This is a genomic window from Candidatus Formimonas warabiya (genome assembly GCF_002777255.1).
GTDB lineage: Bacteria > Bacillota > Dehalobacteriia > Dehalobacteriales > Dehalobacteriaceae > Formimonas > Formimonas warabiya.
Map to the genome: position 1 here is coordinate 440,095 of NZ_CP017634.1, position 12,918 is coordinate 453,012.

Annotated in this window: 12 protein-coding genes; 10 read left to right on the plus strand and 2 right to left on the minus strand. The window is 40.4% G+C overall.

The window, feature by feature from the left end:
- Nucleotides 1–43: 43 nt before the first annotated feature.
- Nucleotides 44–484, minus strand: coding sequence for a MarR family winged helix-turn-helix transcriptional regulator (locus tag DCMF_RS01960; protein WP_148132877.1), 441 nt, complete (start codon nt 482–484; stop codon nt 44–46).
- Nucleotides 485–984: 500 nt separating this feature from the next.
- Nucleotides 985–1,713 (minus strand): FadR/GntR family transcriptional regulator, encoded by a 729-nt coding sequence (locus DCMF_RS01965; RefSeq protein WP_214659030.1) that lies wholly within the window; start codon nt 1,711–1,713, stop codon nt 985–987.
- A 942-nt stretch (nt 1,714–2,655) separates the two neighbouring features.
- Here DCMF_RS01965 and DCMF_RS01970 point away from each other — a divergent pair.
- The 10 genes from DCMF_RS01970 to DCMF_RS02015 all read left to right on the plus strand — a co-directional run bounded on the left by DCMF_RS01970 (nt 2,656) and on the right by DCMF_RS02015 (nt 12,618).
- Nucleotides 2,656–4,254, plus strand: a complete 1,599-nt coding sequence (locus DCMF_RS01970; protein WP_148132879.1) for a tripartite tricarboxylate transporter permease — start codon at nt 2,656–2,658, stop codon at nt 4,252–4,254.
- Nucleotides 4,248–4,721 carry a tripartite tricarboxylate transporter TctB family protein gene (locus tag DCMF_RS01975; protein WP_214659031.1) on the plus strand — a complete coding sequence of 158 codons (474 nt, stop codon included), beginning with the start codon at nt 4,248–4,250 and terminating at the stop codon, nt 4,719–4,721. Before DCMF_RS01970 ends, DCMF_RS01975 begins: the two co-directional genes overlap by 7 nt.
- Nucleotides 4,722–4,942: 221 nt before the next feature.
- A complete protein-coding gene (locus DCMF_RS01980) occupies nt 4,943–5,998 on the plus strand; it encodes a Bug family tripartite tricarboxylate transporter substrate binding protein (protein WP_214659032.1) in 1,056 nt (351 codons plus the stop codon).
- Between the two features lie 268 nt (nt 5,999–6,266).
- Entirely contained in the window at nt 6,267–6,950 is a 684-nt protein-coding gene (locus DCMF_RS01985) for a class II aldolase/adducin family protein (RefSeq protein WP_148132882.1), read from the plus strand.
- A 225-nt stretch (nt 6,951–7,175) separates the two neighbouring features.
- Nucleotides 7,176–7,649 (plus strand): permease, encoded by a 474-nt coding sequence (locus tag DCMF_RS01990; protein ID WP_214659033.1) that lies wholly within the window; start codon nt 7,176–7,178, stop codon nt 7,647–7,649.
- Nucleotides 7,624–8,112: a permease gene (locus DCMF_RS01995; protein WP_148132884.1), complete on the plus strand. Its 489-nt coding sequence runs from the start codon at nt 7,624–7,626 to the stop codon at nt 8,110–8,112. The genes DCMF_RS01990 and DCMF_RS01995 overlap by 26 nt, the downstream gene beginning before the upstream one ends.
- Before the next feature lie 39 nt (nt 8,113–8,151).
- Complete coding sequence (locus DCMF_RS02000; protein ID WP_148132885.1) at nt 8,152–8,904, plus strand: FadR/GntR family transcriptional regulator; 753 nt, start codon at nt 8,152–8,154, stop codon at nt 8,902–8,904.
- A 117-nt stretch (nt 8,905–9,021) separates the two neighbouring features.
- On the plus strand, nt 9,022–9,990 hold the full coding sequence (locus DCMF_RS02005; protein WP_148132886.1) for an AAA family ATPase: 969 nt from the start codon (nt 9,022–9,024) through the stop codon (nt 9,988–9,990).
- Nucleotides 9,983–11,302: a DUF58 domain-containing protein gene (locus tag DCMF_RS02010; protein ID WP_148132887.1), complete on the plus strand. Its 1,320-nt coding sequence runs from the start codon at nt 9,983–9,985 to the stop codon at nt 11,300–11,302. Before DCMF_RS02005 ends, DCMF_RS02010 begins: the two co-directional genes overlap by 8 nt.
- Nucleotides 11,299–12,618: a DUF4129 domain-containing protein gene (locus DCMF_RS02015; protein ID WP_148132888.1), complete on the plus strand. Its 1,320-nt coding sequence runs from the start codon at nt 11,299–11,301 to the stop codon at nt 12,616–12,618. The genes DCMF_RS02010 and DCMF_RS02015 overlap by 4 nt, the downstream gene beginning before the upstream one ends.
- The last annotated feature ends 300 nt before the right edge of the window (nt 12,619–12,918 follow it).

Here is a 12,918-nt window from a genome sequence, read left to right on the forward strand (position 1 = left end):
ACGCATGGCAACTTTCTCATCGCGGCAAGGGATTCCCATTCCCTCAGAAGCTTTTTCCCTTTTTCAGGACATCGTGAAGAACGGTAAGGCCCGCCAGCATAGACTCTATCTGGGCATCGGGAATCTCGTTCAATAGGTTGGTAAACTGCTCCTCCAGGTAAGCCCTGATGTTCCTCCAAAGATCGGTCCCGGAGTCGGTAAGAAAAATTCGGGTCAGCCGCTGGTCGTTTTTATCCGGCCGTTTATCCACCATCCCCCTGAAACTCAGTTCTTCAATCGTGGTAGAAATATACGACTTGACAAGCCCGCTTTGCCTTGACAGCTCGCTCACCGTTATTCCCGGCTCCTTCTCAATCTGAGCCAGGATCATCAGGTGCGTCCCGGGCAGATTGTACCGCTTGAGCATCTCCTTGTTGTGCTCCATCAGCCGGATATGCACCACCTCAAACAGGTCCATCAGTTGTAAACGTAACCGTGGGTCCATTGAATTTTCACCTCTGTTCCATTTAATTTTAGTAAACGATCCGTCCTATGTTGTTCGTTTATGAACGTTCTGTTCAGAACCATATTAACCAAAATTTACATATCTGTCAATCTCTTTTGAATCAGATACAGCCTTTTTCTGTATTCGCTTTTGACAGGTATGATTGACGGAACCGTTGGGGTTGGAGTCCTACAGGCTGTCAAATACCTTGCGCTCTTCGACAAAGAAAGCACGCTAACCACGCGCAATATAGGGACTATCAGATACTTCAAAGGAGATGCAAGACAGGTATGAAAACGTATCGCAAGAAAAGAAAAAAGCCCTTAAATCCGCTTATATCGCGGCTTTAAGAGCGATTTATTTCTGGTGCTCGGGGTCGAACCGACATGGGTTTTCAGCCTATTTTTATTGGGATGCCGTCCCTGTTTATGGTAATCCAATATTAAGTCAGACGGCTCATCAAAAATTAGGTCACTTAAAGGGCGGAAACATTAAATATCTTAGTAAATATTCTCCTCTTCAAAAAAACTTTGTCGAATATATAAAATATGTTGGGTCATATATTTTTCAGCTAAAGCACTGTCACGATCCTTTATGGCAGCAAAGATTTTCTGATGCTGTTCTTGAAATTTCTTTATGCGTTCGGAAGTGGAACTTCTCCTTTTTAAAGTTTCCCACAAATTTTCTAATCGGGCATTGTTAATGATTTGCATAAACTTAGTCAATAAAGTGTTGTTTGCCGCAAGAGCGATTCTTTCATGGAATTCATTGTCCAAATGGACAAATTCGGTATAATTGTTCATATCATGATCCAATTCATCTAATTCATCAATGCAACGTGATAAATGATTTATATCTTCTTTCGTAGCATTCTTTGCCGCCAATTTAACCAGAAAAGTCTCAATAGCCAATCTCGCTTCAAAAATCTCCAATGGGCTCGTTTGTGTTTCGATTTCGGACAGGACATTATCAATATCCATTAAGGTTTTTGCTTTAATAAAGGTTCCTTGCCCTACTCTGCTTTCAGTTAACCCCATTACCTCTAGTACGCGCAGTGCCTCTCTTATGGTAGGCCTGCTCGTCTGGAAACTTTCTGCAAGATTTCGTTCAGAGGGCAATTTGTCGCCTGGTTTTAGGTTCCCAGACTCAATTTGATTTCTGATCTGCCTGGCGATTTGGATAAATGCTTTATTATGTTCAATGGGGGAAAATAGCGTCATTCTTTTCATTACCTTTCTAAATAATGTATAGGGGAAATTTACAATAGCCAAGATTAGCAACTGGTATAGCCGCCGTCTCGCCTCCGTTTCCTGCAAGCAAGCACATGTTAATGGAACCCTGTAACACTTTTCTGCTTTTGCACATGTTTGTGCCTGTCGAGAGAAGAGGAATGATCATCTGTGGTTGGATAAACCACATTACCTTTATAGAATTATGAATTTTAACAGTCAAGTCTAATTTTAGCATATTTTAATGTATTAGGCAAACTGTTTACTATTAATAAATTAACGAAAATCCCGGAATTATTTTATTTATTGAGCAGGCCCTTTTTATAATTCTAATGGCCAGACAACTCGACAGGTTTAAAGCGTTTTAAGGCTCATTTTGATCTTTTCATTACTTTTCTTTTTGAATTCTTGAGAAAGTATCACGGTATTTTATGACTCGTGCTATTTTGGCTTTTTTTAACTTTACTGTTCCATTTCTTCTTAATATTATAATAATTGGTAATGGCTAACCTGACAAAGTTGGAGGACTGCTTGCTAAGGCAACTTTGCCAGAACCTTAATGTTTATGGCTGCCAACTGTTTTTACTCTATCCAATAGTTTTAAATTGAGTTTTTCTATATGATAATTTATCTAAATGGCTAGACCGGTTTTTGCTTATTTAGCAGTAATGTAGCCTAAAGAGATAAAAACAGTCTGCAAGTTTATACAGCCGAGAGACAGCTTGTTTTTAAGAAATAGCCAGGATGTTCCCCTATTAGTATTATTTTAAAAGTTATTAATATTTATATTGACAAAATAGCCTGAGCATTTTATAATCCAAATTGGTAAGACAACTTAACATTTGTGGTATAAAGTTTATTTTTGGCACGTTTTAACTAGTGTAAATATAGAGATAAAAATGAAAAGGAGAGCGAAAGAGAGCAAACACACGGTAGAAGGGGGTGACAAATGAAATTATTTGCAGTGCCGGTAAAGCGCGCTATATTTTTGGTAGTATTCCAGAATTAAAGAGAAGGTGGTGCCAAAATATGAGTACTCTTGACGCTTTGGGGATAGCTTTTTCATGTTTACTTTCGGCAAAAGGTCTCATGTATGTGTTTTTAGGAAGCGTTTTTGGGCTGTTATATGGAGCCGCGCCCGGTTTGGGTGGTGTTGCTGCAATAAGCATGCTATTACCTTTCGTTTATGGGATGGATGTGAATAATGCATTGTTGTTAATTATGGGTACCGCAGGAGCTGTTCCCTTTGGCGGGTCAATAACGTCAATATTACTTAATACACCAGGGACGCCGACAAATGCAGCTACTTGTTTTGATGGGTTTCCCATGACTCAGAATGGTGAGGCGGGTAGGGCCTTGGGGATCTCTTCGGTCGCTTCTTGCCTGGGCGCGGTTTTTGGGGTCATTTGTTTAATTATTGCCATGCCGTTTTTCAAGGCTATTTCTTTAAAATTTGGCCCTCCGGAGTTCTTCATGCTGGTTTTATTTGGTGTCTGTTGCATTGCCGTTGCATCAAGGGGAAATATTGTAAAAGGCCTGGCGGCGGGTGGTTTGGGTCTTAGTTTAGCTCTGGTGGGATTTTGTTCATTTTCCGGGGAAGTTAGGCTTGGTTTCGGCACCATGTATCTTTATGAAGGCTTTGATATAGTACCGGTAGTAATCGGACTGTTCTCCATTGCGCAAATGTTTACGTTAGGTGAAACAGGAAAAGCTATAGCCCCAAATTATAAGACTACGTTTTCCAATGTTCTTGAAGGTGTAAAAGATATTTTCAGGTATTTTGGATGTTTTATAAGAAGTTCTCTCGTAGGAGTAGGAATAGGTATATTGCCCGGGGTAGGTGGCGCAACAGCGAACTTTCTTAGTTATTTATTTGCAAAGCAGTTTTCTAAAACCCCCGAGAAGTTTGGTACGGGTCATCCGGAAGGGGTTATCGCTTCTGAGTCATCCAATAATGCCAAGGATGGTGGCTCGCTTATTCCTACGCTTGCGTTTGGGATACCGGGAAGTGCAATAACAGCGGTTTTAATTGGTGCGCTTGTTATGCTTGGCATACGCCCGGGACCGCATCTGATGCGGGACTATCCTGATATGGTATGGGTGATCATTCTTGCTTTGGTAACATCCAACATCATTGCATCTTCATTTGGGCTTGCTCTTGCTAACGTGATCGCAAAAGTAACAAGAATAGAACCTGTCTATTTAATCCCGGCGATAACTTCATTGTGCCTGGTAGGAGCCTTTGTTTTAGAGAAAAATATCCTAGATGTTGCAACCGCCATTGTGTTTGGTTTTCTTGCATATGGGCTAAGAAAATTTGGCTATAGCGCAATAACATTCGTGATAGGATTTGTGCTCGGCGATTTGGTAGAAAAAAACTTTTTCCTCTCACTGTCGATGAATTATAATAATTATTCCATTTTTTTCACACGGGGAATATCTTTGACAATATTTATTTTGATTATCTTGTCTTTAATGCTGCCGTCTTTTACCAATTGGAGAAATAAGAAAAAAGAAGGAAAGGGAGTGGCAAGTTGTTAAGGAAACGATTGTTTTCAATCCTATTATTATTAATTATGGCAGCTTACTGGCTAATAAATTTGGGGTATAGACCAAATACCAGGCTCCTTCCGCTTTTTTTTATGACAATAACTATAATCTTCCAGATACTTGCTGTGATTGGAGACTTTAAGCCGGAATTTGGTAAAAAGTTTGATGTGGATATGTTTGGCGAGGAAAGATTTGAACAAGATGGCCCCAAGAGCACTAAAACTCCGTTTGTAATGATCTGGATGGTCGCGTTTTTTATTGCCATACTTTTGATCGGTTTTATACCGAGTATTGCTATATTCTATTTTATCTTTATGCAGATGTATCACAAAAAACCCTTGTTGCAGTCGATTGCCATTCCATTGTCCACAGCTTTTATTATTTTTGTAGTATTTGAGCTGCTGATGGACTTCCAACTTTTTAGAGGACTGCTTTTTGGTGCCCATGTCAGTCTATAACCAAAAGACCTGATTAAGATCTTTTACAGAAAGATCTTAAAAAGTTAATAGGAAAGGTGGGGAGGTGATAAAAGAAATTTCCGGTGCCTCCTATATAAAAAAGATGGAAGGTGATAAGAAATAAAAGAATTTACCCAGTTCGTTTTTAAACTTAGAAGTTTAATATAATTTTTGCTTTAGTTCAATTTCAAAGAGATTAATTTAATGGAGGGCTAATGCAAATGAATAAAAAAATTAAAATACCTTTTATGTTACTTTTACTATTGGGTTTAGTACTAATTTTTTCCGGATGCGGCACTAATTCAGAAGGAAATCAGCCAAGCAGTTCGGAAGCAAGCCAACCAACCAATCCGGAGTACCCTACGGAAAATATATCTTGGTATGTAGGAAGTCAGCCCGGAGGTGGTTTTGATACCTATGCACGCGGTGTTTCCCGTGCAATGCAAAAATATATACCAAATGGTGACAAAATACAAATTTTAGTAGAGAATATGCCGGGGGCTGCACATAGGAGAGCATTGGAGTTTGTTTATAATTCTGAACCGGATGGGACCAAACTGCTTAACCCCAACATACCAGGAAACGTGATCGTTCAAATGACGGAAAAAGTCAATTATGATTTGGCTAAAGTTAAGTGGATCGGAGCTTTTGCTGTCGACAAATATGTCATGTGCGTTAGTAAAAATTCTAAATTTAAAACGATAGAAGATCTACAAAATGCTGATGCCAGTAAACCGGTTCGTTTTGGATCCCAGGGTTATGGATCAACGGATTATTTATTGCTTATTGCTGCCGGACAGGACATGAAAATACCAAATACGATTGTTACCGGTTTTGAAGGCAGCAGTGAAGTAATCATGGCAATGCTGCGCAATGAGATAGACCTTTTAATATATCCGATTACATCCATATTAGATTATATTAAAAGCGGTGACTTAATACCGTTAATGGTTTTGGATTCAGAAAAGAATGAGCTTTTACCTGATGTTTCTACTTCAGCCGAACTGGGATATCCTGACCTGACGACGGTTGCCGGATTGTATAGAATGATAGGTGTTGCGCCTGACACACCTCAGTATATGGTGGATACTCTTAGAGAAGCTCTCGAAAAAACAATGCAAGATGAAGAACTAATTCAGTGGTCTAAGGATACGGACCACCCCTTAACTTATATCAGCGGAGAAGAATGTGCGGAGTCTATTGAAAAACTGCAAACAGCTTGGGCAAAGTATATTGACGCAATTCAAAAGAGTACCGGCGGGGCAACAATGCAATAAACTATATTCAATATTACTTGACAGCCTATATTATCTGAATTTTAGAGTATTGTAAAGTATAAGTTCGCAAACCATCAGTCAATTCCGAAGATGTAAGTAGCGGACAAACCCAACTCGATGCTACCGATACCGATTAAAAGCGCCATAACTTTCTTGGGGGTTCTGATGGTTTTTGCGAACATGTTGACACTAACAGAAAAAGTATCCCTTAACCTAAAGCTAGCAGCAAGAATTAAACTACTAAAAAATAAATGAAAGGGAGAAAATCATGAAGATTGAAGAAAAATTAGCAATATCCTGCCGTATTTTAAGTAGGGAAGGACATGAGGATCTTGATCTAGGACATATGAGCGCCCGAAAGGTTGACCAGGATAATGCCATGTATATCAATTGCCGGGGTGTTTGCCTAAGTGAAATGCGGGCAGAGGACTTTGACATTGCTAATTTTAACTATCAAGTACTATCCAGTGACCGTTCATTACGTATAGAATCTGCTCTTCATGTTGAAATATATAAAGCTCGGCCAGATATACATTGTGTGATTCATACACATCCTCTTTATGCTACTGCCTTTGCGGCTTCAGGAAACCTCTTAAAGCCGGTTAATAACATTGCAGCTTTGTTTGTAAAGCCTCTACCATATTTTGATTTGACTAGTCACATGATAGCTACACCTGAATTAGGGGCCGCTTTAGCTGAAAAACTGGGTGATGAAAATGTAGTACTATTGAAAAACCATGGCGTCGTAGTCGCTGCGGAGACTATAGAGAAAGCCACAATCATCGCATGTTTTTTAGAGAGAGCGTGTAAAAGTTATTTCATTGCCAAGAGTTTCGGTGACATAAATGTGACGGAAAAAGATAAAAAAGAAGCGGAAGAAAAAGCAAAACAAATTGAAAAAAGTTACACGAGAATGTGGGAGACCTTAGCGCGTTTGTGTAATCAAAAATGAAAGTTGACTGAATAGGTTGACTCATTATCCTTTCCATTGGTTAATACGGTAACTTATTCGTTGAACAACGATACGGCACATATTTGCCTAACAGTATATAATTGCGTATCATCTTAATTTACCAAGGCGGAAGGTGACCAACTGTTGAAACTTCCCATAATTAGCATTGCTGCGGCTACAGTGATATTAATCGTTATTGCTTATTGTACGGGGGGCTTACCCCTTGTGCTGGAAGGAATAGATAATGCCTGGGAAACAGCCATGGATACCATGCTGTTTCTTGTGGCGGCATTTATCATTATTGGGCAGCTCAGACAACTTTTGACGACAGAATTGGTTAATAACTGGATACAGAAATTTTCCGGGGTTAAAGGGATACTCATATGTGCGTTATGCGGTGGTTTTTTACCTGGTAATCCCTTCGTAGTGTATTCCTTTCTAGGCAGTATGTTTAAGAAGGGTATTCCCTTTCATATACTACTTTCTATTATTGCCGGTAAGCGTATTTACAATTATACCCGATTTCCGATCGAGATTGCCCTGATTGGTCCTCAAGTAGCCATTCTGCGTTACCTGATTACTCTACCTGCACCTCTTTTGATGGGCTTATTATCCTATCGTTTATTCCCGAATAAAATTGTAACATCCCTGCTGGAAAAAGAAGGTGAAAGCGATGCTCGTACCACTGCTAATTTTTAGTTTTACCTTAATAATCATCAATAAGAAGAAGGGTAGACATGTTAACGGGTTAAAAGATGGCGGAAAGCAGTTAATAAATGTGTTACCCCTCATTGCCGCTGCACTATTACTGGCCGGGATGATTGAGGCTGTTATACCAAAAGAGTTTGTGCAGCAGTGGCTGGCCCATGAGGCCGGTATAAAAGGAATTATCCTAGGTTCCTTTGGCGGAATGTGCCTTGCCATGGGGCCTTATGCAGCTTTTCCGATCATGGCGTCCATTTATAAGGCTGGTGCAGGCCTGAGTACGATGGTTTCCGTATTTGCGGGATGGGCATTTATGGGAGTTCTTGATTTCACCTATGAGGGCAGTATCTTTGGCATCAGGTTTGCCGCAACAAAATTGGCCTTGGGTCTGCCTTTTTGTTTTCTCACAGGGGGAGCTGCCTACCTGCTGGAGTCGGTGCTCTTGAAATTAAATTAATTTTTTAGGCGTCAGGGCTTGGAAAGATGCCAACGACTGATGTTTATATCATTTAGAAAGGTAATGAAGAGAATGACGTTATTTTCCCCAATTGAACATAATAAAGCATTTATACAAATTGCCCGGCAGATCAGAAATCAAATTGAATCTGGGAACCTAAACCCCGGGAACAAATTACCCTCCGAACGAAATCTGGCGGAAAGTTTCCAGACAAGCAGGCCTACCATAAGAGAGGCGCTGCGCGTACTTGAGATCATGGGGTTAACTGAAAGCAGAGTAGGGCAAGGAACCTTTATCAAAGCGAAAACCTTAATGGATATCGATAATGTCCTGTCCGAAATCGAAACACAAACGAGTCCATTGGAGATTTTTGAAGCAAGATTAGCCATTGAAACTTTTCTAGTTAAATTGGCGGCTAAGAATGCTACGAAAGAAGATATAAATCATTTATCACATTACATTGATCAATTAGACGAACTAGATAATGATGTAAACAATTATACCAAATTTGTACAGTTGGACAATCAATTCCATGAAAGAGTAGCTCTGGCGGCAAACAACACTTTATTGGCTAAGTACATGCAAATAATTAACAACGCTAGGTTAGAGAACTTGTGGGAAACTTTAAAAAGGAGAAGTTCCACTTCCGAACGGTTAAAGAAATTTCAAGAACAGCACCAGAAAATCTTTGCGGCAATAAAAGACCGCGACAGTGCCTTAGCTGAAAAATATATGATACAACATATTTTATATATTAGACAAAGTTTTTTTGAAGAGGAAGACATTTACTGAGGATAAAAAGTTATTAGTGTGGTAGGTCTTGTAGGGTAGAAAAAGGTGGATGAGAATTATCTGCTTTTTTTCTATAGATTTTCTATAATATCACTTATCTAGAAAGGAAGTTTTTAAATGGAGGGTCTGGCCCATTTACAGATGCGGATTCAGGAAGTCCAGGATGCTATGGGCAAAGTGATTATGGGAAAGTCCAAAGCAGTAGAATTATTATTAGTAGCACTCTTGTCCGGAGGGCATGTTTTGATTGAAGATATGCCTGGTACCGGTAAAACGACATTAGCTAAAGCGTTAGCCCGATGTTTAGACTGTTCTTTTCAACGCATTCAATTTACTCCCGATCTTTTGCCGGCAGATGTAACGGGCTACAACTACTTTGATCAGAAAGAGGAAACATTTCGCTTTCGTGAAGGACCGGTGATGAGTAATATTGTCCTTGCAGATGAAATCAACCGGGCGATACCCCGCACTCAATCCAGCCTTCTGGAGTGTATGGGTGAAGGTCAAGTGACTTTAGACGGAATTACCAGGATGCTGCCCCGGCCTTTTATGGTTATAGCTACCCAGAATCCGATTGAACAGGAAGGGACCTTTCCTTTGCCGGAAGCGCAATTAGATAGGTTTTTGTTTTGTTTGCCTATAGGATATCCTACATTGGATGAGGAAAAAATAATGCTTGATGCATACAGCAGGAACGAGCCGATAAATACATTAAAGCCTATTTTAATCCCGACGGAAGTGGAATCTTGTAAGAAATTATGTACTGAGGTTAAAGTCGAACTGTCTCTTAAATACTATCTTCTAAATATCAGCTGCGCCACGAGAGCGCATCAGGCAATTGCAGTAGGGGCCAGCCCCCGGGCTAGTCTGGGGTTATTATTTGCTTCTCGGGCTTTAGCGGCGGTCAGGGGTCGTGATTACGTCATTCCTGATGATATTAAGTATTTGGCGAAAACGGTTTTGGCGCACCGTTTAGTTTTAAAACCTCGAGAAAGGATGCGGGGGGTAACCGGGACAAATATTGTTCAGGAAATATTAGAAACTGTCTCAGTACCTGTCCTCAGAGAGGGCGATTTTTATGCCTAATTTTTCCCGGGTAGGCGCCCACCATGGCAGCTTGGTATTTAGCGATCGGGGGTTATGGGGGTTAACGGCAATAATGCTTGCCGCTCTTTATTACCGCTATTACTCACTAGTAATGTTGGTTACTCTTGTGGTAATTGTTTGGCTGTTAAGCCGTGCCTGGGCAAAATTTGTGTTGCAGGGTGTAGTCTTTTCTGAGAGGATTTCTGTCGGGGAGGTGTTTCCCCTTGATCCTATCAAGATCGAAATATCCGTGGGCAATAGAAGCCCCTTGCCTATACTCTGGCTGGAGTTAGAACGGTTTTTTTCCAGTGATGGTGGAAAGGTTGAAGAGGAAAGTCCTTTTCGATTAGAAAAGGACGGCGCGGAGATATCCCGGCTGGGTTGGATTTTTTGGCATCAAAACAGCACCCATGAATACAGGATAAGTTTCAAACGCAGGGGGTACTATCGTTTTGGTACCGCTAAATTAAGAAGTGGAGATCCTTTTGCCTTTTTCTTTAGTGAAATAACAGTAAAGGTCCTTCCTGAGGTTATTGTATATCCCCATTTTTTACCTGCTGAGCGGTTTGCACTGAATCGTAGAGACCCACTGGGGAACAAAGCGGATCGAAATTTTCTTTTTACAGATCCTTTGTTTATCATAGGACTTCGCGACTATCACGAATCTGATCCTCTTAGACGGGTAAATTGGAAAGCAAGCGCCCGCTTTCAGTCTTTAAAATCAAATATTTGGGAAGGAAAAGCCGCTAACCGAAGTTATATTTTTTTAGAGACGGGAAGCCTTAACGCGCAACATTGGTCCAAAGAAAAGGAAGAATTAGCTTGGGAAGTATTGGTTAGTGCGACAGCTACCATCGCAGCGGCAATGACAGGAAAAAACCAGGAGTGGGGCTTTTTTACAGATATTATGGCCCAATCTGAAGATCCGAAGTCTTATTTCATATCACCGTCAACCAGCAGCCCAAGCGGACATTTATTCCAACTCCTTGCAACCTTGGCTTGTCTTAAACGCAGCGCTTTCAGAATAAGACCATCTTCTTTGTTAAATGGGGCCATAATTCCACTTGGTGTGACGTTAATTGTTCTCTCTGCCGCATCCGAGCCTGAGCTTCATGAAAGTTTGAATACAATTGCTCATAGGCAAAGAGTTGTTTGGATGCAGTTAGAACCGGCTAATGAATATGAAGGAGTCTGTGAGCAAATCCAGTTAATACCGGGCTGGGAAGATGATCCTTCGCTGAGAGAGCTATTGGGATTAAATCCGGCTGGGGAGTTCTCGGAAGGTATGCCGAAAAGGGGAAGCGGGTTATGACCAACTTATGGCAGTGTTTAGAAATTATTTGTTTTATTTATCCTTTAACCGCGGTGTTAAATCCTGCGGTTGGATTGAGGAGCACAATTATTCCATGGTGGTTATGGGGTACTTCCTTAGCTTTAGCTCTCGCCGGCAATAAGTATTTCTTACGTCGCGGAAGGAGTGTGCTATTAATCATAATATTTAACATGCTCTTGGGAACTATCTTCGGTATTTTCCCTATGATCATGATCCAAATAATTACTTCCCCAGCCGGATGGTGGCCTGGAGCACTTCCTGGTATGGTTGAAATAGCAATTCTGTGGCCCCTTTATGTGTTTATGTTAATTGAACCGCTGCCTGCCAGGGACCGGGTACGCATTTTTGAAATCGGCTTGTACACGGGCGCTCTTCTATTGCTGGCTAAACAACATTTTGGCTTGGAGATTTCCTATTTTTGGTTTGCCCTGGGTGGTTTTATTTTTACAGGGTTAATTAATGAAGCTTTTGCGCATTCCTACGGATTCTCGAAAAAGTTAAGCGCTTTCAAGTTGAACGCCTGGTTTCCATTTTTGCTTTGTGTTCTGTTAATTGCAGCAGGCCTTTTTCTGGGGTGGATAGTGGCCACTAATCGTATGGCAAATTTATTGGAAAAAGTTATTCAGGCATTTATGGTGTGTATGGGCTTATTAGCCCAATTCATCCATAAAACAGGACTTGATCGGGCGATTGGGCCAACAAAAATCATGCCTAAAATAGTCGGTGCTGAACCAGTTGTGACTGATGCATATTTTGGAGATACAACACCTCTATGGGTCATGATCGTTTTATGGACAATTCTGGCAATACTTTTAGCCGTTAGCTTGATCCTTGCAGTGAAAGGGTTAGGGCGCGTCATCCGAAATCTTATGTTAATGAAGCAATCACTTCCTTCCTATCAAAGAAATGCTTTTGCCTTTAACTTCGATAGGAACAAGTTGGCTGCACAGTTTAAGGACATCCTAACATATTTTTTTCACAAGGTAAGACTATTTTTGCAAGAATTATCACCTCTCACGCCCCGGGGAGTGTACGATTTATATTATTTCTTTCTTAAATGGGGAAAACGTAATGGGTTGGGACGAACTTTAGGAGAAACACCTCAAGAGTACTTTGAACGTTTATTACCATTATTCCGGGAGAAAAATCCTCAATTAGCGGAGTCACTGTCAGATTTAACAGCAGCTTATTATCTTGAACGTTATCGGGAGGATCAGCAACCTTTTTCTAAGGAAAAAATCAAATTAATTCTACATGGTTTAAGTTTGGCGAAATTAAACGAAAGCAAAAAATGAACAGAATGGTTTACTCCGGAGATACTGATGCAGATTCTTTAGTGGAAAAGGGGCTTCCTTATGAGGCTTGTTGTTGGATTTTACCATGAGCGCTTTCCCCGTTCCATTCTTGGCTATCTTTGTAAAACATGTAGTCGTTTCCCTCTTTGAGGATATGGACAATATTCTTACCGTTATTCAGTATATTATATTGACAAAATAATGTGAGCATTTTATAATTGAAATTGGTAAGACAACTTAACATTTAGAAAATGGTTCTTTGCATTATCTATTATTTTAAAAGGCACTAGTATTTATAAT